At 69.8% G+C, this 22,031-nt stretch carries 20 protein-coding genes; 16 read left to right on the forward strand and 4 right to left on the reverse strand.

Going from position 1 to position 22,031, the window contains the following annotated elements; all coding sequences use genetic code 11:
* The first annotated feature begins 262 nt into the window (after positions 1–262).
* The 10 genes from ATSB10_RS00545 to ATSB10_RS00585 all read left to right on the forward strand — a co-directional run bounded on the left by ATSB10_RS00545 (position 263) and on the right by ATSB10_RS00585 (position 9,710).
* On the forward strand, positions 263–1,660 hold the full coding sequence (locus tag ATSB10_RS00545; protein WP_063669939.1) for a sigma-54 dependent transcriptional regulator: 1,398 nt from the start codon (positions 263–265) through the stop codon (positions 1,658–1,660).
* A gap of 75 nt (positions 1,661–1,735) precedes the next feature.
* The gene (gene fliE / locus ATSB10_RS00550) at positions 1,736–2,083 is read left to right on the forward strand and encodes a flagellar hook-basal body complex protein FliE (RefSeq protein WP_017461979.1); all 348 of its coding nucleotides are present in this window, start codon (positions 1,736–1,738) and stop codon (positions 2,081–2,083) included.
* A 44-nt stretch (positions 2,084–2,127) separates the two neighbouring features.
* Positions 2,128–3,822 (forward strand): flagellar basal-body MS-ring/collar protein FliF, encoded by a 1,695-nt coding sequence (gene fliF, locus ATSB10_RS00555; protein WP_063669940.1) that lies wholly within the window; start codon positions 2,128–2,130, stop codon positions 3,820–3,822.
* Entirely contained in the window at positions 3,815–4,819 is a 1,005-nt protein-coding gene (fliG, locus tag ATSB10_RS00560) for a flagellar motor switch protein FliG (RefSeq protein WP_063669941.1), read from the forward strand. Before fliF ends, fliG begins: the two co-directional genes overlap by 8 nt.
* Entirely contained in the window at positions 4,819–5,460 is a 642-nt protein-coding gene (locus ATSB10_RS00565; protein ID WP_063669942.1) for a flagellar assembly protein FliH, read from the forward strand. Before fliG ends, ATSB10_RS00565 begins: the two co-directional genes overlap by 1 nt.
* On the forward strand, positions 5,457–5,891 hold the full coding sequence (locus ATSB10_RS19125) for a hypothetical protein (RefSeq protein WP_157468952.1): 435 nt from the start codon (positions 5,457–5,459) through the stop codon (positions 5,889–5,891). Before ATSB10_RS00565 ends, ATSB10_RS19125 begins: the two co-directional genes overlap by 4 nt.
* Entirely contained in the window at positions 5,888–7,252 is a 1,365-nt protein-coding gene (gene fliI, locus ATSB10_RS00570) for a flagellar protein export ATPase FliI (protein WP_063669943.1), read from the forward strand. Before ATSB10_RS19125 ends, fliI begins: the two co-directional genes overlap by 4 nt.
* The gene (gene fliJ / locus ATSB10_RS00575) at positions 7,249–7,686 is read left to right on the forward strand and encodes a flagellar export protein FliJ (protein WP_063669944.1); all 438 of its coding nucleotides are present in this window, start codon (positions 7,249–7,251) and stop codon (positions 7,684–7,686) included. Before fliI ends, fliJ begins: the two co-directional genes overlap by 4 nt.
* A 79-nt stretch (positions 7,687–7,765) precedes the next feature.
* Positions 7,766–9,007, forward strand: a complete 1,242-nt coding sequence (locus tag ATSB10_RS00580; RefSeq protein ID WP_063669945.1) for a flagellar hook-length control protein FliK — start codon at positions 7,766–7,768, stop codon at positions 9,005–9,007.
* 94 nt (positions 9,008–9,101) lie between these two features.
* A complete protein-coding gene (locus ATSB10_RS00585; RefSeq protein ID WP_063669946.1) occupies positions 9,102–9,710 on the forward strand; it encodes a flavin reductase family protein in 609 nt (202 codons plus the stop codon).
* Positions 9,711–9,716: 6 nt separating this feature from the next.
* Here ATSB10_RS00585 and ATSB10_RS00590 read toward each other — a convergent pair whose 3' ends face one another.
* The gene (locus ATSB10_RS00590) at positions 9,717–10,274 is read right to left on the reverse strand and encodes an N-acetylmuramoyl-L-alanine amidase (protein WP_063669947.1); all 558 of its coding nucleotides are present in this window, start codon (positions 10,272–10,274) and stop codon (positions 9,717–9,719) included.
* Between the two features lie 61 nt (positions 10,275–10,335).
* Between ATSB10_RS00590 and ATSB10_RS00595 the strand changes: the two genes are divergently transcribed.
* From ATSB10_RS00595 to ATSB10_RS00605, 3 genes are all read left to right on the forward strand, one after another.
* On the forward strand, positions 10,336–10,863 hold the full coding sequence (locus ATSB10_RS00595; protein ID WP_063669948.1) for an alpha/beta hydrolase: 528 nt from the start codon (positions 10,336–10,338) through the stop codon (positions 10,861–10,863).
* Positions 10,860–13,046, forward strand: a complete 2,187-nt coding sequence (gene rlmKL / locus ATSB10_RS00600; protein WP_063669949.1) for a bifunctional 23S rRNA (guanine(2069)-N(7))-methyltransferase RlmK/23S rRNA (guanine(2445)-N(2))-methyltransferase RlmL — start codon at positions 10,860–10,862, stop codon at positions 13,044–13,046. The genes ATSB10_RS00595 and rlmKL overlap by 4 nt, the downstream gene beginning before the upstream one ends.
* 65 nt (positions 13,047–13,111) lie before the next feature.
* Complete coding sequence (locus ATSB10_RS00605; RefSeq protein ID WP_063669950.1) at positions 13,112–13,546, forward strand: hypothetical protein; 435 nt, start codon at positions 13,112–13,114, stop codon at positions 13,544–13,546.
* A gap of 70 nt (positions 13,547–13,616) precedes the next feature.
* On the opposite strand, the gene ATSB10_RS00610 is transcribed toward ATSB10_RS00605, so the two are convergent.
* Positions 13,617–14,048 (reverse strand): DUF6491 family protein, encoded by a 432-nt coding sequence (locus tag ATSB10_RS00610; protein ID WP_063669951.1) that lies wholly within the window; start codon positions 14,046–14,048, stop codon positions 13,617–13,619.
* Between the two features lie 211 nt (positions 14,049–14,259).
* On the opposite strand from ATSB10_RS00610, the gene egtB reads away from it, so the two are divergent.
* The 3 genes from egtB (at position 14,260) to ATSB10_RS00625 (ending at position 17,596) form a co-directional block, all read left to right on the forward strand.
* Positions 14,260–15,510, forward strand: coding sequence for an ergothioneine biosynthesis protein EgtB (gene egtB / locus ATSB10_RS00615; RefSeq protein WP_063669952.1), 1,251 nt, complete (start codon positions 14,260–14,262; stop codon positions 15,508–15,510).
* Positions 15,507–16,484, forward strand: a complete 978-nt coding sequence (gene egtD / locus ATSB10_RS00620; protein ID WP_063669953.1) for an L-histidine N(alpha)-methyltransferase — start codon at positions 15,507–15,509, stop codon at positions 16,482–16,484. The genes egtB and egtD overlap by 4 nt, the downstream gene beginning before the upstream one ends.
* Positions 16,485–16,609: 125 nt before the next feature.
* Positions 16,610–17,596 carry an NAD(P)/FAD-dependent oxidoreductase gene (locus ATSB10_RS00625; protein ID WP_063669954.1) on the forward strand — a complete coding sequence of 329 codons (987 nt, stop codon included), beginning with the start codon at positions 16,610–16,612 and terminating at the stop codon, positions 17,594–17,596.
* Positions 17,597–17,600: 4 nt separating this feature from the next.
* On the opposite strand, the gene mfd is transcribed toward ATSB10_RS00625, so the two are convergent.
* Positions 17,601–21,119 (reverse strand): transcription-repair coupling factor, encoded by a 3,519-nt coding sequence (gene mfd / locus ATSB10_RS00630; protein WP_063669955.1) that lies wholly within the window; start codon positions 21,117–21,119, stop codon positions 17,601–17,603.
* Positions 21,120–21,261: 142 nt separating this feature from the next.
* A complete protein-coding gene (locus tag ATSB10_RS00635) occupies positions 21,262–21,879 on the reverse strand; it encodes a GNAT family N-acetyltransferase (protein ID WP_205631077.1) in 618 nt (205 codons plus the stop codon).
* Positions 21,880–22,031 lie beyond the last annotated feature (152 nt).

Here is a 22,031-nt window from a genome sequence, read left to right on the forward strand (position 1 = left end):
CGCCATGAAAACGCGTGAATCCGGGGGTTACGCGAGCGTTTCGTGATCGACTTCACATGATGCTCCGGCCTCTTCACGCGAGGTGACCAAACACGTCGCTTCAGGTGACGTTTATCTACCGCAAAACGCCGCATGCGTGGCCTTCTTCTTGCTCCCTGTTCCGGGCAAGGGGCGACGGGAAACCGTCATCCCTGAAAACTGAAAGCGGCTCCCCCACCCCACGCCGCTCCCACCCGAAGCACGAGCAAGAGGCGTTACCACGATGGACAACACGGACTTCCTGGTCTTCGAGTCGAATCCCTCCCGGTCAGACTCTGTCATGGCGGCCTTGCAGTTCCTTGGGTTCCATCCGCGGCGCATCGACTACCAGCCGGTCGCCGGCACCGGCCGCGGCATCTATGTCGGCGAGGTGACGGACGAATGCCTGCTGGAGCAGCAGCTCGACCAGCTCGGCGGCGACGGCCAGGCCGTCGTGCTGGTGGCCGATGACGCGCCGCTCGCCTCGCGCCTGCTTTCGCCCGGCGCCGTATTCGCCGGCCGGGTGGTGGCGATCCGCTTCCCGCTGCGCTACGAGCAGTTTGCCGAGGCGGTGCGCCAGGCCTGCAAACCGTTGCAGGGGGTGCGTCGTACCGAACAGCGCTTCGTCGGCGAGTCCCGCGCGATGGCTCGCGTCAATTCGCTGATCCGCCAGGTCGCCCCGTTCGATTCCAGCGTGCTGGTGCTGGGCGAGTCCGGTACCGGCAAGGAAATGGTCGCCCGCACCATCCACGATTGCTCGTCGCGCAAGGACAAGCCGTTCATCGCGATCAACTGCGGCGCGATTCCGGCCGAGCTGCTGGAGAGCGAGCTGTTCGGCCACGAGAAGGGTGCCTTCACCGGCGCGATCAGCGCCCGTAAGGGCCGCTTCGAACTGGCCGAGGGCGGCACGCTGTTCCTCGACGAGATCGGCGACATGAGCCTGCCGATGCAGGTGAAGCTGCTGCGCGTGCTGCAGGAGCGCGTGTTCGAGCGCGTCGGCGGCAACAAGACCCAGCGCTGCGACGTGCGCATCATCGCCGCCACCCACCGCAACCTGGAGCAGGCGATCGTCGACGGCAAGTTCCGTGAGGACCTGTTCTACCGCCTGAGCGTGTTCCCGCTGGAGTTGCCGGCGCTGCGCGAGCGGCTGGAAGACCTGCCGGTGCTGATCGAAGAGTTCAACCAGCGCCTGGAGAGCCGCGGCGTCGGCTCGGTGAAGTTCTCCGCCGGTGCGCTGCAGACCCTGCGCGGCTACGGCTGGCCGGGCAACGTGCGCGAGCTGTGCAACCTGGTCGAGCGGCTGGCCATTCTCTATCCGCATGCCGAAGTCCGCGCCGGCGAGCTGCCGGAGCGCTACCGCGGCAACGTCGCGGTGGAGGAGCCGAGCGGCCACCGCCTGCTCGAGGTGATGGACACGCCGGTGGTCGAGGCTGCCCGCGCGGTCAACGACGCGGCGCTGCTGCCGGAAGGCGGCATCGACCTGAAGGATTACCTGGCCGACATCGAGGTCGGGCTGATCCGACAGGCGCTGGATGCCACCGGCGGCGTGGTGGCGCATGCCGCCAAGCTGCTGCGCATGCAGCGCACGACCCTGGTCGAGAAGCTGCGCAAGTACGGCCTGCAGAACGGCCTGGCGGCCTGACGCTTAGCAATCCGCTTGGATGGCACGCATCGTGCAGCACTGGCACTGGAACCCGTCACGCGTTGGAAATCCGTCATGAGCACGATCGACGTCAACAACCTGCTTTCCCAGATGCGCCAGATGTCCACGCAGGTGCGTTCGCCGGAGGTGGCGTTTTCCTCCACCGCGATGCCGGCCACGTCGCCGGCGGCGATCCCCGGTGGCGGCTTTGGCGCGGTGCTGCGGCAGTCGATCGCCGCGGTCGGCGACAGCCAGGCCGAAGCCGGCCGCATGGCGGCGGCGTTCGAGCGTGGCGACAAGGGTGCCGACCTCGCCCGCACGATGGTGGCGATCCAGAAGGCCGACCTCTCGCTCAACGCGATGACCCAGGTCCGCAACAAGCTGGTCGATGCCTACAAAGACATCATGAACATGCCGGTCTGAGCGCGGCTCTCCCCACCCCGCATCCCCGATAGCGAGCACCCCCCATGGCAGACGGCGGCATGACCCCCACGGAACCGAAGGTCGACGGCGATCGCCCCGCCGCGCGCCTGGACCTGCGCGACATCGCGCGCAGTCCGGCCTCGCGCCAACTGATGCTGCTGGTCGGCGTGGCGCTGGCCGTGGCGATGGGCGTGGCCGTGGTGCTGTGGTCGCGCTCGCCCAACTACGGACTGCTGTACGCCGGGCTGGACCAGAAGGACGCCGCCGCGATCACCCAGGCGCTGCAGTCCACCAATACGCCCTACACGCTCAGCGCCGACGGCGCGTCGATCATGGCGCCGCAGTCGCAGCTGGCCTCGATCCGCCTGCGCCTGGCCGGGCAGGGCCTGCCGCAGGGCAGCGCCAATGCCACCACCGTCCCGGGCGCCGATTCGCCGTTCGGCATGAGCGACCTGGCCGAGCGCACGCGCTACCAGCAGATGCTCGAGACCGACCTGGGCAACACCATCGCCAACCTGCAGTCGGTGCGTTCGGCGCGCGTGCACCTGGCGCTGCCCAAGCCGTCGGCGTTCATCCGCGACAACCATCAGGCCAGCGCCTCGGTGCTGGTGTCGCTGTTCCCCGGTCGCCAGCTCGACGCCAGCCAGGTGGCGGCGATCGTGCACCTGGTCTCCGCCAGCGTGCCCGACCTCGACCCCAAGCAGGTGTCGGTGGTCGACCAGCAGGGGCAGCTGCTCACCGGCGACGCCCCGGACAGCGCCGCATCGGTCGGCGATACCCGGTTGCGACTGGCCACGCGCATCGAGAACACCTACGCCGAGCGCATCGAGGAACTGCTGACGCCGCTGGTCGGCCCGGGCAAGGTGCGTGCGCAGGTCTACGTCGACCTCGACTTCAGCCAGACCGAGAAGGCGTCGGAAACCTACGACCACGATCATCCCGCGCTGCGCAGCGAGCAGACCAGCAGCGAGCAACGCACCGACGCGAACACGAACAACGGCGTGCCGGGCGCGCTCAGCAACCAGCCGCCGAACACCCCCGCGCAGCCCACCGCGGCCAATCCGCAGGCGCGTGCGAACGGTGCGGCCGCCACCAGTTCGACCGCATCCACGCCGACCGAGAGTTCTTCCAGCGCGACCCGCAACTTCGAGCTGGACCGCACCATCAGCCACGTCACCGATCCGGCCGGTCGCCTGGCGCGCCTGAGCGTGGCGGTAGTGGTCGACAACAAGACCGTCGGTACCGGCAAGGACGCCAAGAGCGAGCCGTTCAGTCCGCAGGAACTGGCCCACCTGACCGACCTGGCCAAGAATGCGGTCGGCTTCAACGCCGCGCGCGGCGACACGGTCAGCGTGGTCAACCAGGCGTTCCATCGCGACCCCAGCGCCGACGACACCAGCGAGCCGACGATGTCGTTCTGGCAGCGCCCGGGCATGCTCGACCTGATCAAGCAGGGCGGCGGCATCCTGGTCGCCCTGCTGGTGGCCTTCGGCCTGCTGCGGCCGCTGCTCAAGAGCCTGAGCCGCGGTCCGGGCCGCCCGGTCGAAGAGGCGAACGCCTTGCCCTCGCCGATGCCGAAAGTTTCCGTGCAGGTCGCCGATATTCCGGAGGATGAACCGGCCCGCATCGGGCAGGCGATTGCCTACGAGCAGAAGATCAACATGGCCAAGCGCATGGTGAGCGAGAACCCCAAGCAGGTGGCGCAGGTCGTCCGCAACTGGGTGGGCGACAATGGCTGAGCAGGTTTCCGACGGCGCCCGCCAGGCCGCGATCCTGCTGCTCACGCTGGGTGAGCAGGATGCCGCGGAGGTGCTCAAGCACCTGTCCGCGCGCGACGTGCAGGCGGTCGGTTCGGCGATGGCCGGACTCACCAGCGTCAGCCGCAACGAAGTCGAGGGCGTGCTCAACCGCCTCAACGAGGACGTCGGCCACCAGACCGCACTGGGCGTCGGCACCGAGGACTACATCCGCAAGATCCTCACCAACGCCCTGGGCGAGAGCAAGGCGGGCGGCCTGATCGATCGCATCCTGCTCGGTCGCTCCAGCAAGGGGCTGGAGTCGCTCAAGTGGATGGAGAGCCGGGCGATCGCCGAGCTGATCAACCTGGAGCATCCGCAGATCATCGCTCTGGTGCTGGCCCATCTTGAACCGGACCAGGCGGCCGAGGTGCTCGGCTACCTGCCGCCGCGCACGCGCTCGGACGCGATCATGCGCATCGCCACGCTCGACGGCGTGCAGCCGCATGCGCTGAACGAGCTGGACGAGATCATGGAGCGCCAGTTCTCCGGCAGCTCCAACAAGCTCAAGTCGGCCAGCGTCGGTGGCCTGAAGGCGGCCGCGGACATCCTCAACTCGATGGAGTCCAGTCGCGAGGCCGAACTGATGTCGGCGATCCGCACGCAGGATGCCGGCCTGGGCGGCAAAATCGAGGAGCTGATGTTCGTCTTTGACGACCTGGCCGAGCTGGACGACCGCAGCATGCAGACGCTGCTGCGCGAAGTGCCGTCGGCGCGCCTGACGGTGGCGTTGAAGGGGGCCGAGTCGGCCATCCGCGAAAAGATCTTCGCGAACATGTCCAAGCGCGCCGCCGACATGCTGCGCGACGATCTGGAAGTGTCCGGTCCGGTCCGCGTGAGCGAGGTCGATGCGGCGCAGAAGGAAGTGCTGATGATCGCCCGTCGCCTGGCCGATGCCGGTCAGCTGACGCTCTCTGCCGGCGGGGATGACTTCGTCTGATGGCCGCGCAGATCATTCGCGACGCGTTCAGCGGGTTCCAGCGCTGGGAGCTGCCGTCGGTCGTGGATCGCCAGGCCGCCGAGTCGGCGCCGGAAGAGGGTGGCCCGCCGACCGTCGCCGAACTGGAAGCGCTCGAGCGCCAGGCGCGCGAGGAAGGCTATGCCGCCGGTCGCGCCGAGGGCCTGGCCGACGCGAAGCGCGAGCGGGAAGCCATGGTGCGGCAGTTCGAGACGCTGCTGGATGCCGCTGCGCGCCCGCTCGAAGCGCTCGACGAGGCGACCGAGCAGGAACTGGCGCGACTGGCCACGGTGATCGCCCGCCGGGTGATCGCGCACGAGCTGGTCACCTCGCCGGCACTGATCGTGCAGGCCGTGCAGCAGGCCGCGCGGGCGCTGCCGTCCGCGGCCCGCGAGGTGCGCGTGCGCGTGCATCCCGACGACCTGGCGGTGCTGCGCGAGCACCAGGTGGCCGAAGAGCACTGGCAACTGCTGCCCGATCCGGCGCTCTCGCGGGGCGACTGCGCGCTCGAGAGCGAGCGCTCGCGACTGGATGCCCGCGTCGATACCCGCCTGGCCGCCATCGTCGACGCGGTGCTGGGCATCGGCTCGGACGACGACGGCGGTGACGAGGTGACGGCATGACCCGTCCCGCTCACGCCAGCAAGGTCGTCTCGATGGCCGCCCATCCGGCCACCCCGAGACATCGCGCGATGTACGGCGCCGCGCAGCCGCAGGCCGGCTGGGTGGTGCTGGCCGATTTGCCGGGCGATCCCCGCCTGGCCGCGCGCCTCGCCCGTCGCGATGCCCGCTCGGGCCGGTCGCAGGTGGCTGGCCGCGTGACGGTGTACCTGCGTCTGATCCTGCTTCGCAGGCTGTGGCGGCGTTGCTGCCGCGGCCTCTCCGTTTCGCGCCGCTGGTGGGTCCCCGCGAAGCCAACCTCCCCGTTTGCCTCCCCCGACGGCGTGGCAGGTTGGCCCAAGCGATCCCCCCGTCCCACGGGTGCCCACCCGCGGCGCGATTTCCCTTCGGTCCAGGCCCGTCGTCGGCCACTGCGCGACGGGAGCTCGCGGTGAGTCCGGACCTGCAGGCCCGGCGCAGCGAACACTGGCGCGAACGGCTCGCCCGTCGCGGCCGGCGCGCCGAGCTGGCGCACACCCTGACCGTGGAAGGCCGGTTGCGCCGCGTGGTCGGCTTGACGCTCGAGGCGGAGGGCTGCGAAGCGGCGCTCGGCTCGCGCTGTCTGGTGGACGCCGCCGACGGCGACCAGCTCGATACCGAGGTGGTGGGCTTCGCCGACGAACGCCTGCTGCTGATGCCGGTGGGCGAGATGCACGGCGTGCTGCCGAATGCCCGGGTGCGCCCGTGCGCCCACGCCGGCGGCCTGCCGGTGGGGCAGGGTTTGCTCGGTCGCGTGGTCGGTGCCGACGGCCTGCCGCTGGACGGCATGGGGCCGCTGGATACCGACGAGCAGGCCTCGCTGAAGGCCGAGCCGATCAACCCGATGGAGCGCAAGCCGATCGACACCCGCCTGGACACCGGCGTGCGTGCGATCAACGCGCTGCTCACCGTCGGCCGCGGCCAGCGTTTGGGGTTGTTCGCCGGTTCCGGCGTCGGCAAATCGACGCTGCTGGGCATGATGACCAAGTACACCGATGCCGACGTGGTGGTGGTGGGCCTGATCGGCGAGCGCGGTCGCGAGGTGAAGGAATTCGTCGAGCACACGCTGGGCGTGGAAGGGCGCCGCCGCGCGGTGATCGTTGCCGCCCCTGCCGACGCGCCGCCGCTCAAGCGCCTGCGTGGCGCCCAGTACGCCACCGCGATCGCCGAATGGTTCCGCGACCGTGGGCTGCGCGTGCTGCTGCTGATGGATTCGCTGACCCGCTACGCCCAGGCGCAACGCGAGATCGCGCTGGCGATCGGCGAGCCGCCGGCGACCAAGGGTTATCCGCCGTCGGTGTTCGCGATGCTGCCGGCGCTGGTCGAACGCGCCGGCAACGATGCCGAGGGTCGCGGTTCGATCACCGCCTTCTACACCGTGCTGACCGAAGGTGATGACTACCGCCACGACCCGATCGCCGATGCGGCGCGTGCGATCCTCGATGGCCACATCGTGCTGTCGCGCGACCTGGCCGAGGCCGGTCACTACCCGGCGATCGACATCGAGGCGTCGATCAGCCGCGTGATGCCGGCGGTGGTGCGCCGCGAGCACCTGCGCTCTGCGCAGCGCTTCCGCCAGATCTATTCGGCCTACCGCCAGCAGCGCGACCTGATCGCGGTGGGTGCCTACCAGAAGGGTTCCGATCCGCAGGTCGACCATGCCATCGCTATGTGGCCGCGGCTGCGCGCGTTCCTGCAGCAGGAGGTCGACGAGCCGGCGACCCTGGTCCAGGGCATCGAGGCGCTGTGTGCGCTCACTGGCGAGGGTGAGGCGTGAGGTCGCGCGCCGACCGCCTGCAGCCGGCCGTGGACCAGGCGCACGACCGCCGCGACCAGGCCATGCAGCGGCTGGCCGAGCAGCAGCAGAAGCTGGCCCGCGCCGAACACCAGCTGGAGGAACTCAAGCGCTACCGGCACGACTACGCCTCGGCCCAGGCCGGCGGTACCAGCGTGCAGGCCTTGCTCAACCTGCAGCAGTTCATCGACCGCATCGATCAGGCGATCGCCCAGCAGGTGGCCGAGGTGCAGCGCCAGCAGCGTCACCTGGAGCATGCGCGCGGCCACTGGCGCGAGGCGCACGCGCGGGAGAAGGCGCTGGACAGCGTGGTGAGCCGTTACCGCGAAGCCGAGCGCAAGGCCGAAGACCGGCGCGAGCAGTCCGATGTGGACGAACGCATGCAGCACCGCCGCCCGCCGGGGCTCTCGCGCTGACCGCCATGCGCCCGTTGGCGCGAACCTTGCTGCCCAGCCTGTAACACGTCGTCCGCGACGAATTTCCGACGAGGTCACCATGCCCGCCACCGCACCGCTTCCCAAGATTTCCGTTGCCACGCCCAGCGCCGCCGCTCCGGCCAGCGAGTCCCGCGCCGGTTCCGCTGACGCGGCCCGTGTCTTCGACAGCCACCTGGACGCCGCCCGTCAGCAGCAGTCCGGCAGGGACGCGGCCCGGTCCGCCCCCGACACCGCAAGCCACACCGATACCGGCGCCAGCAAGCCGACGCCGAAGAGCGCGGACAGCCAGGCGAAGGCCGCCGATCCCAAGGACACGGCGAAAACGGCGGCGGATCAGGGCAGCGCCGCGACCACCACGTCGCTGGTCGCTGGCGTCAAGGCCCAGCCTCCGTCCGACGGCGATGCCGATACTTCTTCCGACGCCTCGACCGACAAACCGGCAGCACACGACGACGACGCATCGGCCAGCGGCGCCGCTTCGGTCGCCGGCGCGATGCTCGCCTTGCTGGGACAGGCCATGCCGGCCAATGCCTCGGTCGTCACCGGCGGCGCCGCCAAGGTCATGGCGGCAAGCATTCTGAAGGCGTCGCTGGGCGGTTCGCCCACGGCCGGCGCCACTGTGTCCGGCAGCACCGATCCGGCCGCGGCCGCTGCCACGGCCAGCGACAGCACGACCGCTACCGACGCCAGCCCGACAGCGACCGGCACGGGGCAGACCCTGCAGGGTCTGGCCTCCTTCAACGATCTGTTCGCCTCCGGCCTGCCGAAGGCCGCCATGCGACAGGACGACAAGACCAGCATCGATGCGCTGGCCGGACTGATGCAGGCCAGCTCACCGGCCGCTTCCGCGCCGCTGGCGGTGGCGCCGCACGCGCTCACCATCACCGGCCAGGTCGGCAGTACCGACTTCACCCAGCAGCTCGGCCAGCAGGTGGCCTGGCTCGGTGGGCAGGACATCAAGCAGGCGCGGATCAAGCTGCATCCAGAGGAGCTCGGCTCGCTCGATGTGAAGGTGAGCGTGCAGCACAACGGGCAGGTCGACGTGACCTTCGCGGCCCAGCACCCGGCGACCGTGCATGCGTTGCAGCAGACCCTGCCGCAGCTCGACACGCTGCTGGCCCAGCAGGGCCTTTCGCTGGGGCAGGCGCAGGTCGGGCAGCAGTCGGCCGGAGGCGGCGATAGCAACCGCTCATCCTCGTCGTCCGGCGGCGCCGGCGATGCGACGGATGCGGCGATCGGCGAGGTGGCCGCGGCCCCGGCGACGATCAGTGCGGTGGGCCTGCTCGACGCGTTCGCCTGACGCAGTGCGACGCCTGGAGCGTGCCATCCGACCGCTCGGAACGGTCGGCGAAGGCTAGACTGCGCGCCTGCTTCCCGCGAAGGACACCCCCACGATGCAACTGGACCTGGCCGGCCTCAGCGCCGAGGAGGCCTACCGCTGGCTGACCGCCACCGTGACGCCGCGGCCGATCGCCTGGGTTTCGTCGGTTTCCGCCGCGGGCGTGGCCAACCTGGCACCCTTCAGTTTCTTCCAGGTGATCTGCGACCAGCCGCCGACGTTGATGGTCAATGTCGGACTCAATCCCGGTGGGCGGCTGAAGGACACCCTGGTCAACGCGCGTGAGACCGGACAGCTGGTGATCCATCTGGTCAACGCTGCGATGGCGCCGGTGATGAACGAGACGGCCGCCACGTTGCCGCCGGAGGTCAGCGAGATCGAGGTGAACGGTCTGGAGACGGTGCCGGGTACCCGCGTCGCCGTGCCGCGACTGCTGCAGGCTCCGGTCGCGTTCGAATGCGAGGTGGAGAGCATCACGCCGTACCCGGCGGAGAGCCCGCGGCACTTCCTGATCTTCGCGCGCGTGCTGCTGGCCCACATCGACGATGCGGTGATGGCCGATGAGCGTCATGTCGACCCCGAAAAGCTCGACCTCGTCGGGCGCATGGGCGGCCTGTGGTACTCGACCACGCGCGACCGCTTCCCGATGAAGCGCCCGCCCTAGGCGTGCTCAGGCGCGGATGCGCTCCAGCTCCGCGCCGGCCAGCACCTCGTCCCACGGAAACCGCGGACCGGGATCGCGCTTGCGCGGCACCTGCAGCGACGGATCGTCGCTGGCCGCCACGCGGGCGGTGTCGAGGTCCTCGTGGCCGGCGATCTGCCGCAGTGCCGGAAACTCGGCGCGCAGCTGCGTCAGCAGCGCTTTCAGTGCTGCGATCTGCGCAGGCGGGTAGGGTTCGTCCATCGCCTGGTGGCGCGAGTCGAACCAGTCGGGGTAGCGCCCGGAGTTGACCAGCTCGATGCCGATCGACGCCGGGTTGCAGCCGCGCACGTGGTGCGCCACGCGGGTGCCGGGCACGTAGCGTTCGATGCGGCCGTCGCGGTCGACGTAGTAGTGGCCGCTGTTGCCGGTGCCGCTGTCGTGCAGCACGCGCTCGCCGTACTCGCGGGCCATCGCCAGGTCGGGCAGCTCGGTGCAGTGGATCACCACCAGGGTGACGGCGTCGGCCGGGCGCGCTTCGAGGCGGTCGACGTAGGGCAGGAAATGGTCGTGGACGGTGACGGGCATGCGCGGGAGTCTCGCACGGTGCCGCGGTATCATGAACGACCCGCCACGCCGAGTCGCCGCCATGCGCCCCCCGATCATCCTCTCGCACGGTGCCGAATCCGGCCCCGACGCCACCAAGGTCAGCGCGCTGGCCCGGCTGGCCGAATCGCTGGGCTGGTCCACCCTGCGTCCCGACTATCGCGAGGACGACGCGCTCGGCCTGGCCGGCTCGGTGGCACCGCGGCTGGCACGGCTGGAGGCGTTGATCCGGGCGCAGCCGGTGCCGCCGGTGCTGGTCGGCTCCAGCATGGGCGCCTTCGTCTCCGGGCTGGCCTCGCTTGAGCAGCCGGTGGCGGGCCTGTTCCTGATGGCGACGCCGGAGTCCATCCCCGGCTGCGAGGTGGATTTCGACGTCTCCCCCGACGTCCCCACCGTGCTGATCCACGGCTGGCGCGACGAACTCTGCCCGCTGGACGACATGTACGCCTTCGCCGAACGGCGTCAGTTGCCGCTGCTGATCCTCGACGACGATCACCGGCTGTCCGAGAGCGTGGACGCCATCGCCGGGCAGTTCCGACTGTTCCTCGAGCACGTGGCGGGCCGCGCATGACTGCGTTCTTCGCCAGTTGCCCGAAGGGCCTGGAATACCTGCTGAAAGACGAACTGGTCGCGCTCGGTGCCGAGGACGTGCACGAGGCGCTCTCGGGCGTGCGCTTCAGCGGCACGCTGGAGACCGCCTACCGCGCCTGCCTGTGGTCGCGCCTGGCCAGTCGCGTGCTGCTGCCGCTGGCCGAGTTCGACTCGGCCACCGACGAGGCGCTGTACGCCGGCGTGCAGTCGGTGGACTGGTCCGCGCACCTGTCGGAGCGGGCCACCCTGGCGGTCGACGCGCACACCACGCAGAGCAAGCTCAACCACAGCCAGTTCCTCGCCCAGCGGGTGAAGGACGCGGTGGTCGACCAGTTCCGCCAGCGCACCGGCCAGCGCCCCGACGTGGTCACCGACGAGCCGGACGTGCGCATCAACGTGCGCCTGCGCCGGGACCGCGCCACGCTGTCGCTGGATCTCTCCGGCAGCCCGCTGCATCGCCGCGGCTGGCGCGAGATGCAGGGCGAGGCGCCGCTGAAGGAAAACCTGGCCGCGGCGATGCTGTTGCGCGGTGGCTGGCCGCAGATCTACGCCGAGGGTGGTGCGCTGCTGGATCCGATGTGCGGCTCGGGCACGCTGCTCATTGAAGGCGCGTGGATGGCCGCCGACGTGGCGCCGGGCCTGCATCGCGAGTACTTCGGTTTTCTCGGCTGGGCGCAGCACGACATCGCGCTGTGGAAGCGTCTGCACGAGGAGGCGCGTAGGCGCGCCGAAGCCGGTCTGCGCGCGCTGCGCGCCTGCTTCTTCGGCGCCGATGCCGACCCCCGCATGGTGCAGACCGCCAAGCGCAACGCGCAGGCCGCCGGCGTTGCCGGCTTCTTCACGCTGGACCGCCATGACGCCACCCATGCGGCGCCGCCGCCAGGCGTGACGCGCGGCCTGGTGATCACCAATCCGCCGTATGGCGAACGGCTGGGCGAGCGCGAGCAGATGCCGCAGCTGTATCGCGCGCTGGGCGAAACCCTGCGCGCGCATTTTGCGGGCTGGCGTGCCGCCGTGCTGGCCGGCGACGCCGAGTTGGGTCGGGCCATGCCGCTGCGCGCGGACAAGAAATACACGCTTTACAACGGGGCGTTGGAGACGGTGCTGCTTACCTTCGAGCTGCACGCCCGCGAGACCGTGGCGCGCGAGCCGAAGCCGCTGTCGCCCGGCGCGCAGATGGTGAAGAACCGGCTGGAGAAGAACGTCCGCCACCTGCGCAAGCGGCTGGAGCGCGAGGGCATCGCCTGCTGGCGCGCCTACGACCAGGACCTGCCGGAGTACGCCGCGGCGATCGACGTCTACGGCGGTGCCGGCGGTGATCGTTGGTTGCACGTGCAGGAATACCGCGCGCCGGTCGAGGTACCCCCGGCGGTGGCGCAGACCCGCCTGCGCGAGCTGGTGCGGGTGGCCGGCGAGGTGTTCGAAGTGCCGCGCGACCATGTCGCGGTGAAGACCCGCGAACGCGGCAAGGGCGGCTCCAAGTACGGCCATTTCGACCAGCAGGGCCAGTTCGTCGAGGTGGAGGAGGGCGGTCTGCACTTCCTGGTGAACCTCACCGACTACCTGGATACCGGCCTGTTCCTCGACCACCGATTGGTGCGGGCGAAGCTGCGCGAGCTGGCCCAGGGGCGACGCTTCCTCAACCTGTTCGCCTACACCGCCACGGCCAGCGTCTATGCCGCGGCCGGTGGTGCGCAGGACACCACCAGCGTGGACCTGTCGGCCACCTACCTGGACTGGGCGTCGCGCAACCTCGCGCTGAATGGCTTCAGCGGCGCGCGGCATCGGCTGATGCAGGCCGATGCGATGACCTTCCTGCGCGCCGACCGCGAGCGCTACGGGTTGATCTACGTCGATCCGCCGACCTTCTCCAACTCCAAGCGCGCCGAGGATTTCGACGTGCAGCGCGACCACGTCGCCCTGCTGAACGCCTGCGGCGACCGGCTGGCGCACGGCGGCGTGATCGTGTTCTCGAACAATTTCCGCCGCTTCGCGCTCGATCGCGCGGCGCTGGAAGAGCGGTTCAGCATCGAGGACTGGAGCGGGCCGAGCATCCCGTTCGATTTCGCCCGCCGGGCGGACATCCACGGCTGCTGGCTGCTGCGCCTGCACGGTCCGTCGAACGAAAATCCGTGGGACAGCGCAAGAATCAAGCGGCGATGAATTTTCAGTGGCGATTAAGTGGCCGGAGCCGAGCATGGCCTCCAGGTTCGAAGGAGGTAGCTCGCATGACTGGCATCCTTGGCAAACAGAAACTCGCCGCCGCCGGCGTGATGATCGCCGCGGCGCTGGCCATGCCATTCGCCGCCAGCGCGCATGGCTGGGGTCACGGCGGCTGGGGGCATGGGTACCGCGGTGGTTATCACGGCTACCACGGTGGCTACTATCACGGTGGCTATCACCGTGGCGGTCACTGGGAGGGCGGTCGCTGGATCGCCGGTGCGCTGGTCGCCGGTGCGATGGTCGGTCTGATCGACGCAGCGGTGAATCCGCGCCCGGTGTACTACGACGCCCCGGTGGTCTATACCCGCCCGCGCACCACGGTGATCTACGAGGATCGTCCGGTGGTCGAGCGGCGCGTGGTCACCCGGACCGTGGTCTACAGCGATCCGTACGACACCCGCTACGTCCGTGACGACGGCTACGACGACGACGGCGACTGATCCGCTGTCCGACGGGACGAGATACGCCCCCCAAACGCCCGGCCATGGCCGGGCGTTTTTCGTTCAAGGCCTACGGCTTGGTGGTGGGCTGGTCGGCGGCGCTGCCGCTGCGTCGCGCTTTCGCCGAAAGTCGGTCGAACTCCGCCTTGTCGACGATCCGCACCGACTGGATCGCGCAGGGTGGCTGGTGGTGCGAGCTGACCGTTTCGCCTACCTCACCGCAGATGCGATACACCCCCAGCGCGAGATTCGAGCGGTTGGGGTGGAAGATCAGTCCGGCCGGCGGCTGCCCCAGTCGCGGGCACCGGGCCTGTAGCCCGACCACGTAGCGCCTGGGTCCGGTGCGTACGGTGGCCGTGCGGTCGTCGACGATGTGCCACTCATTGATCTGGTCGACACGGATGCATTCGCTGATCGGCCGCAACGGTGCGCGGGCCGGTGTGACCTGTGCGGCGGCGCAGGTGCTCGTCGCCAACGCCAGGACAGGAAGGATGATGGCCATTCTCACGGGGGCACCTCGCGATCGGCAGGGAATACGGTGAGGCATGCAACACGGAATGCATGCGCGTGTCCACTATCGGCCAACCGCGGATCACAGGATCTGAACGTCCCGTGCAGGACAATCCGTGTTCGGTTCCCTGCACGGCATTCTGCATGCTCCCGCGCTTCGGCCGTCGTTCCCGTTCATATGCTCTCGGCCTCCGGTGCGCACCATGAAGGTGCCGGGCCTGTCCGCCGACACGTCTCTTCGCACGCGTTTCGACCGCATCCGCCAGGTCACGGTCGCACTGGCCTCGCCGCTGTCGCCCGAGGACATGATGGTGCAGTCGATGCCCGATGCCAGTCCGGGCAAGTGGCACCTCGCGCACACTACCTGGTTCTTCGAGCAGTTCGTGCTGTCCCGCCGCCCCGGCTATGTGCCGCGCCACCCGGGCTGGATGGTGCTGTTCAACTCCTACTACCAGTCGGTGGGCCCGATGCACGCCCGACCCCGGCGCGGGCTGTTGTCCCGTCCCTCGCTGCAGGAGGTGCTCGACTACCGCTGTTACGTCGACGAGGCGGTCGGCGAATGGCTGGAAGCCGGCGACGATCCGGACCTTCCCGCCCTGGTGGAGCTGGGCCTGAACCACGAACAGCAGCACCAGGAACTCCTGCTCACCGACATCAAGCATGCGCTGTGGTGTAACCCGCTGCGTCCGGCGTACCGCCCGGACGGCTGGGTCGCGCGGTCGTCGCCATCCCAGCCGCTGCGCTTCCTGTCCGGCGGCGAGGGCGTGGTCGAGATCGGCCACGGCGGAACGGGTTTCGCCTTCGACAACGAGACGCCCCGTCATCGCGCGCTGCTGCAGCCGCACGCGCTGGCCAACCGGCTCGTAACCAACGCCGAGTACCTGGCCTTCGTGCACGACGGCGGCTACCTCGATCCGGGCCTGTGGCTGTCCGACGGCTGGGCCACGGTGCAGGCCGAGGGCTGGCAGCGCCCGCTCTACTGGCAGGACGACCTGGCCAGCGAATTCACCCTCGGCGGCGTGCAGCCGCTGGATCCCGAAGCCCCGGTGTGCCACCTGAGCTACTTCGAGGCCGACGCGTTCGCGCGCTGGGCCGAGATGCGCCTGCCGACCGAGGCCGAATGGGAGGCTGCGGCCGCTGGGCTGCCGGTGCAGGGCAACCTGCAGGAGCAGGCGCGCCTCCATCCGCAGGCCACCATGCCGGGCGAAGGACTGCGCCAGATGTTCGGCGACGTGTGGGAGTGGACCGCCTCGCCCTATGTCAGCTATCCCGGGTTCCGGCCGCTGCCGGGATCGCTGGGCGAATACAACGGCAAGTTCATGAACGGGCAGTGGGTGTTGCGCGGGGGGAGCTGTGTCACGCCGTGCGACCACGTGCGCGCAAGCTATCGCAACTTCTTCCCTCCCCATGCCCGCTGGCAGTTCGCAGGGATCCGACTCGGAAAGGACTTATGAGCAGCACACTCCAGGCCACCTGGCTGCGCGACGACGATCGTCGCCCCCCCGACAATTTCATCCTCGAAGTGGTGCAGCGCGGCTTGGCCGCCACACCAAAGCGGTTGCCTTCCTGGCTGTTCTACGACGAGCGCGGGTCGGAACTGTTCGAGGCGATCTGCGAGCAGCCGGAGTACTACCTCACGCGTTGCGAGATCGCGCTGATGCGTGCGCACGGCGCAGAGATCGCTGCCGCGCTCGGGCCGGACGTGAGGCTGGTGGAATACGGCAGCGGCCACGCGATCAAGACCGACCTGCTGCTGGAGCATCTGGCCTCGCCGGTCGCCTACGTGCCGGTGGAGATTTCCCCGGAACCGCTGCGACAGAGCGTGCAGCGCCTGGGCGAGCGCTTTCCCGACGTCGCCATGCAGCCGCTGTGCGCGGACTTCACCCGCGCGCTGCGCCTGCCGATCGCCCCTCGCGCCACGCGCAGGACGGTGATCTATTTTCCCGGATCCACCATCGGCAACTTCGAGGCGGCCGATGCCGCCGTGCTGCTGCGCAAGATGCGTGCGGAAATGGGCGAGAGCGGCGGCATCCTGATCGGCGTCGATCTGAAGAAGGACACGGCGCTGCTGGAGGCCGCCTACAACGACGCGGCGGGCGTCACCGCCGAGTTCACCCTGAACATGCTCGCCCACGTCAACCGGGCGATCGGCAGCGACTTCGACCTGCGCCGGTTCCGCCATCGCGCGCGCTACAACCCGATGGCCGGCCGTATTGAGACGCACATCCTCAGCAGCGAGGACCAGGTCGTGCGCGTGGGGCGTCAGCAGGTGCGCTTCCGCGAGAACGAGGCGATGCAGGTCGAGTACAGCTGCAAGTACTCGCTGGAGGATTTCGCCGCGCTCGCCCATCGCGCCGGGCTGGCGGTGCGCGAGGTCTGGCTGGACCCCGAACGGATGTTCAGCGTGCAGTACCTGGTGCGCGCCTGAGATCCCGCCGCCCGCGTCCACCGCGGGCCGCCGTGCGTATGCGAGGGGCCGGTGTGCTCTGGCGATCCCCGCGGGGATCGCCAGAGCCATCCCGGCACCGTTCCCCCAGCGCCGGAGTTTTCTGCATGCCCGCTTCATCGTCCCCGCGCATCGCCATCGTCGGCGCCGGCATGACCGGCCTGGCCTGCGCGCGCGAACTGCACCGGCGCGGCCTCGCCCCGCGGGTGCTGGAGAAGAGCCGCGGGCTGGGCGGGCGGATCGCGACGCGGCGCACCGATCGCGGCGATCGCTTCGATCACGGCGCGCAGTTCGTGACCGCTCGCGATCCGCATTTCGCCGCCGAACTCGAGGCATGGGCACGGTCCGGTGCCGTGCGGCCCTGGTCGCCGCGGCTTGCGCCCCGTACCGACGCGCCGGCCCGTTCCTGGTGGATCGGCGAGGACGGCATGAAGCGCCTGGTCGAGCCGCTGGCCGTGGGCGTGGACATCCGGCTGCAGGCGACGGTCGCCGGGCTGTCGCGCCACGACGGGCGCTGGCGGCTCGCTTTGGACGAGGGCAGCTGCCTCGACGGATTCGATGCCGTGGCGATTACCGCGCCGGCGCCGCAGGCCCGGGAGCTGCTGGAACGGGCCGGGTCGCCGCTGGCCGGTGCACTGGGCGCGGTGGCGGTCGCGCCGTGCTGGGCGCTGATGCTGGCCTTGGGGACGCCATGGGAGCTGCCGTTCGAGGCCGCGCGGCTGGACCACGGTCCGGTGGCGTGGCTCGCGCGGCAGGCCAGCCGGTTCGGCGGGGACGACGGCATCGACCGCTGGGTGGTGCACGCCTCGCCCGCGTGGAGCCAGGAACACCTGGAGCGCACACCCGACGAAGTGGTGTCGTGGCTGCTGGCCGCGCTCGCCGCGCAGCTCCCCGCACCGCCGTCGCCCGTGTTTGCCCGGGCCCACCGCTGGCGCTACGCGATGACCATGCAGCCGCTGGGCCGGCCCTTCCTCGCCGATCCCGCGGACGGCCTGTGGGCGGGCGGCGACTGGTGCCTCGGCGCCCGCGTCGAGAACGCGTTCCAGAGCGGCATCGCCATGGCCGGATCGATCGCCGACGCGCTCGGCGCCTGAGTACTCAGGCCGGGCGCCGGGCGCCGAGCATGATCAGCACTTCCTGCGCGCTGCGGATGCGCTCGGTGGCGCCGGGCAGGTCCAGCGTGACCTTGAGCTTGTCCTGGCCTTCCAGCTTGTAGACCCGCGGCAGGCTCTGGATCAGCTTGATGATCAGCAGCGGGTCGACCTCGGGCTTCTCGCGGAACAGGATGCGCCCGCCGGTCGGGCCGAAGTCCAGCTTGCGGATGCCCAGCGGCGTGGCCATCAGCTTCAGCGTGGCCAGCGCGAACAGGTTCTTGGTCGGCTCGGGAAGCAGGCCGAAGCGGTCGATCATCTCCACCTGCAGGTCGCGCAGGTGCTCGTCGCTGCGCGCGCTGGCGATGCGCTTGTACAGCGTCAGGCGGGCGTGCACGTCGGGCAGGTAGTCGTCCGGGATCAGCGCCGGCAGATGCAGCTCCACCTCGGTCTCGTGCTCGGAGCTCAGGTCGAAGTCCGGCACCTTGCCGCTCTTCAGCGCGCGCACCGCGCGGTCGAGCAGTTCGGTGTAGAGGCCGAAGCCGATCTCCTGGATCTGGCCGGATTGTTCATCGCCCAGCAGTTCGCCGGCACCGCGGATCTCCAGGTCGTGCGTGGCCAGGGTGAAGCCGGCGCCCAGTTCCTCCAGCGAGGCCAGCGCTTCCAGCCGCTTCTCGGCATCGGGCGTCATCGACTTGCGGTCCGGTACCACCAGATAGGCGTAGGCGCGATGGTGCGAACGGCCGACGCGGCCGCGCAGCTGGTGCAGCTGCGCCAGGCCGAAGCGGTCGGCGCGGTTGATGATGATGGTGTTGGCGGTGGGGATATCGATACCCGTCTCGATGATGGTGGTGCACACCAGCACGTTGAAGCGCTGGCGGTGGAAATCCGCCATCACCTGCTCCAGGTCGCGCTCGGGCATCTGGCCGTGGGCGATGCCGATGCGCGCCTCGGGGATCAGCTCCTGCAGCTCGCGCGCGGTGCGTTCGATCGACTCGACCTCGTTGTGCAGGAAGTAGACCTGGCCGCCGCGTGACAGCTCGCGCTGGAACGCCTCGCGGATCGTCGCCGGGTCCCATGCCGCCACGAACGTGCGCACGGCCATGCGGTGGGCGGGCGGGGTGGTGATCAGCGACAGGTCGCGCAGGCCGGCCATCGCCATGTTCAGCGTGCGCGGGATCGGCGTGGCGGTCATGGTCAGCAGGTCGACCTCGGCGCGCAGCTTCTTCAACTGCTCCTTCTGCCGCACGCCGAAACGCTGCTCCTCGTCCACCACCACCAGGCCGAGGTTCTTGAACTTGATGTCCGGCTGCAGCAGCTTGTGGGTGCCGACGATCACGTCGATCTGGCCGTCGGCGAGTCGCTTGAGCGCTTCGTTCACTTCCTTGGTGGAGCGGAAGCGGGAGAGCACGTCCACCTTCACCGGCCAGTCGGCGAAGCGGTCGGCGAAATTCCGGTAGTGCTGCTGGGCGAGCAGCGTGGTTGGCACCAGCACGGCGACCTGCTTGCCCGCCGTGGCCGCGGCGAAGGCGGCGCGCAGCGCGACCTCGGTCTTGCCGAAACCCACGTCGCCGCAGATCACCCGGTCCATCGCGCGCGGCGCGGCCAGATCGCCCAGCACCGCGTCGATCGCCTGCTCCTGATCCGGGGTCTCCTCGAACGGGAAGCTGGCACCGAATTCCTCCACCAGCTGGCGATCGATCGGCATCGACTCGCCGCCGCGCGCCTCGCGCTGGGCGTAGATCGCCAGCAGCTCGGCGGCGACGTCGCGCACCTTTTCGGCGGCCTTCCGGCGCGCGCGTTCCCATGCGTCGCCGCCCAGCGAGTGCAGTGGCGCCAGTTCCGGCGCGGTGCCGGAGTAGCGACTGACCAGGCCCAGTTGGGCCACCGGCACGTAGAGCTTGTCGCCCTTGGCGTACTCGATGATCAGGAACTCGCCCTGCATGCCGCCGAGCTCCATCGACTCCAGGCCCTGGTAGCGGCCCACGCCGTGGTCGACGTGCACGATGGGCGAGCCGATCGAGAGCTCGGTGAGGTCGCGGATGATGGTGTCCGGATCACGCGCCTGGCCGCGGCGGCGCCGCCGCTCGCTGCGCACCCGCTCGCCGAACAGCTCGCGCTCGGTCAGTACGGTGATCGCCGGCTTGGTCAGCGCGAAGCCCTGCTCCAGCGGGGCGATGGTGATGGCGAATGCCGGTGCTGGACCTGCCTTGCCGTCTGTCGCTAGCTTGCCGTCATTCCGGCTTTCGCCGGGATGACGGCTCAGGAAGCCACTCCAGCCATCCACATTCGCCGGCTTCATCCCCGCCGCCGCCAGCTGCTCGATGAGCGACTCGCGCCGTCCGGCCGAGTCGGCGGCCACCAGCACGCGCCCCTTGTAGCTCGCCAGGAAATGTCGCAGCGAGGTGCCGGGCTCCTCGCCCTTGCGGTTGAGCGGCACCTCGGGCGCCGGCTGGGTACCCACGTCGACGCTGTGCTCGTGGCCGGAGGGCACGATCTCCACCCGCAGGCGCTTGTTCCACTGCTCGCGCAGCTGCTCGGGCGAGAGGTAGAGCTCGGTCGGCGGCAGCACCGGGCGCTCGATGTCGTGCGCGCGCTGGTCGTAGCGCTCGGCGGTCTGCGTCCAGAACTGCTCGGCCGCCTCGCCAGCGCCTTCGCCCAGCACGAACAGCGCGTCGCTGGCGAGGTAGTCGAACAGCGTGGCGGTCTGCTCGAAGAACAGCGGCAGGTAGTACTCGATGCCGCCCGGCGTCACGCCTTCCTTCATGTCCTGGTAGAGCGGGCAGCGGCGGATGTCGATCGGGAAGCGCTCGCGCAGGCGCGTGCGGAAATCCTTGGCGGCGTTCTCGGTGAGCGGGAACTCGCGGCCGGGCAGCAGCTCGACCTTGTCCACCGGCTGCTGCGAGCGCTGGGTTTCCGGATCGAAGCTGCGGATCGATTCGACTTCGTCGTCGAACAGCTCGATGCGGTACGGCTCGGCCGCGCCCATCGGGAAGATGTCGATCAGTGCGCCGCGCACGGCGAAGTCGCCGGCTTCGGCCACTTGCGGCACGTAGCGGTAGCCGGCCGATTCCAGCCGGCGCTGCTCGGCCATCAGGTCCAGCTTCTGCCCCTTGGCCAGCATCAGGCCAGCGCCGGTGATGTGGCTGCGCGGGGCGATCCGCTGCATCAGCGTGGCCACTGGCACCACCAGCACGCCGCGGGTGACCGAAGGCAGCCGGTACAGCGTGGCGATGCGCTGGGAGACGATCTCCGAGTGCGGGCTGAAGATGTCGTAGGGCAGGGTTTCCCAGTCCGGGAAGTGCAGCACCGGCAGGGTGCCGGCGAACAGCTTCAGTTCGTCCTCCAGCGCCGAGGCGCGCTGGGTATCGCGGGTCACCGCCACCAGCAGGCCGCCGTGCGAACGCGCCGCCTCTGCGATCAGCAGCGCGCGAGCGGAGCCGTGCGGCGGCGTCCAGAAGCGGCGCTGGCGCGGCGTGGTGGGGAGCGGCGGGTGACTGAGCGGAGAAGTGGTGCTGCTGGGCATGGACTGGCGCGTGGCTCGTCGGGGCGCGGAGCGCGCGGGTAAAGCGCAGGATTGTAGCGTGGGTGGCCGCCGCCGCCGGCAGGCCCGGGTTGAAACGGCGAAGCCCGCCGGGCGGCGGGCTTCGGGTGCGATGCGCGGGACTTCAGAAGTGCAGCGAGATCTGCGTGGTGCCGGGCTCGTCCAGCGCCGGGCGGCGCTGGAAGCCGAGCTCGCGGCACAGCTCCAGCATCGGCCGGTTCTCCAGCAGCACGTAGCCCCAGATCTCGTGCAGGCCGCGGCGACGGCAGTCGTCGACCAGGCGTTGCATCAGCAGGGCGCCGAGGCCGCGTCTTGCCCAGTCGTGCTCCACCAGCACCGAGAACTCGGCGCTGTTGGCCGACTCGTCCACGTAGATGCGGCCCACGCCGCGCATCTCGGCCGGTTCCACGGCCTCGTCCATCAGCACGAACGCGGTCTCCTTGGCCGGGTCGATGTTGCACAGGCGCTGTGCCATCGGCTCGGGCAGCTCGGACATCGCGTGCAAGAAGCGGCGGCGGATGTCTTCCGGGGAGAGGCGGGTGAAGCAGCGCTTGAGCGCCGCCACGTCGTCGGGTCGGATGCCGCGCAGGAACAGGCTGCGGCCATCGCGGGTGCGCACCGGCTCGCCCAGGTTGGCCGTGGGCACGGCCTCCAGGCGGGGCGCGAAGCGCTCACGACTGCGCGGCGGGACGATCATCTGTTGGGCGGGACGCATGCGAGGGAAGGCGAGCTGCGTGTTCATGGCCATACTGTAGCGTATTTAGTGCGACGCAGCATGAATGATGCGGGCACTGGTATGGCCGCCATGGTGGGCTAGGATGGCTGGATTTCCGTTGATTTCCCTTTGTTCGTGCCATGATGGTCTGCTCCGATCATGTCGCGATGCGGCAACCC

Origin of the sequence: Dyella thiooxydans (assembly GCF_001641285.1) — a bacterium.
GTDB lineage: Bacteria > Pseudomonadota > Gammaproteobacteria > Xanthomonadales > Rhodanobacteraceae > Dyella_A > Dyella_A thiooxydans.

Bases quoted from the DNA above. Each gene is read 5' to 3' on its own strand.
- ATSB10_RS00605 (WP_063669950.1), top strand. From the start codon at position 13,112: ATGACTGGCATCCTTGGCAAACAGAAACTCGCCGCCGCCGGCGTGATG.
- ATSB10_RS00635 (WP_205631077.1), bottom strand. From the start codon at position 21,879: ATGAACACGCAGCTCGCCTTCCCTCGCATGCGTCCCGCCCAACAGATG.
- ATSB10_RS19125 (WP_157468952.1), top strand. From the start codon at position 5,457: ATGACCCGTCCCGCTCACGCCAGCAAGGTCGTCTCGATGGCCGCCCAT.
- fliG (WP_063669941.1), top strand. From the start codon at position 3,815: ATGGCTGAGCAGGTTTCCGACGGCGCCCGCCAGGCCGCGATCCTGCTG.
- rlmKL (WP_063669949.1), top strand. From the start codon at position 10,860: ATGACTGCGTTCTTCGCCAGTTGCCCGAAGGGCCTGGAATACCTGCTG.
- egtD (WP_063669953.1), top strand. From the start codon at position 15,507: ATGAGCAGCACACTCCAGGCCACCTGGCTGCGCGACGACGATCGTCGC.
- ATSB10_RS00545 (WP_063669939.1), top strand. From the start codon at position 263: ATGGACAACACGGACTTCCTGGTCTTCGAGTCGAATCCCTCCCGGTCA.
- ATSB10_RS00565 (WP_063669942.1), top strand. From the start codon at position 4,819: ATGGCCGCGCAGATCATTCGCGACGCGTTCAGCGGGTTCCAGCGCTGG.
- ATSB10_RS00580 (WP_063669945.1), top strand. From the start codon at position 7,766: ATGCCCGCCACCGCACCGCTTCCCAAGATTTCCGTTGCCACGCCCAGC.
- ATSB10_RS00625 (WP_063669954.1), top strand. From the start codon at position 16,610: ATGCCCGCTTCATCGTCCCCGCGCATCGCCATCGTCGGCGCCGGCATG.
- ATSB10_RS00610 (WP_063669951.1), bottom strand. From the start codon at position 14,048: ATGGCCATCATCCTTCCTGTCCTGGCGTTGGCGACGAGCACCTGCGCC.
- mfd (WP_063669955.1), bottom strand. From the start codon at position 21,119: ATGCCCAGCAGCACCACTTCTCCGCTCAGTCACCCGCCGCTCCCCACC.
- fliF (WP_063669940.1), top strand. From the start codon at position 2,128: ATGGCAGACGGCGGCATGACCCCCACGGAACCGAAGGTCGACGGCGAT.
- fliE (WP_017461979.1), top strand. From the start codon at position 1,736: ATGAGCACGATCGACGTCAACAACCTGCTTTCCCAGATGCGCCAGATG.
- ATSB10_RS00595 (WP_063669948.1), top strand. From the start codon at position 10,336: ATGCGCCCCCCGATCATCCTCTCGCACGGTGCCGAATCCGGCCCCGAC.
- egtB (WP_063669952.1), top strand. From the start codon at position 14,260: ATGAAGGTGCCGGGCCTGTCCGCCGACACGTCTCTTCGCACGCGTTTC.
- ATSB10_RS00590 (WP_063669947.1), bottom strand. From the start codon at position 10,274: ATGCCCGTCACCGTCCACGACCATTTCCTGCCCTACGTCGACCGCCTC.
- ATSB10_RS00585 (WP_063669946.1), top strand. From the start codon at position 9,102: ATGCAACTGGACCTGGCCGGCCTCAGCGCCGAGGAGGCCTACCGCTGG.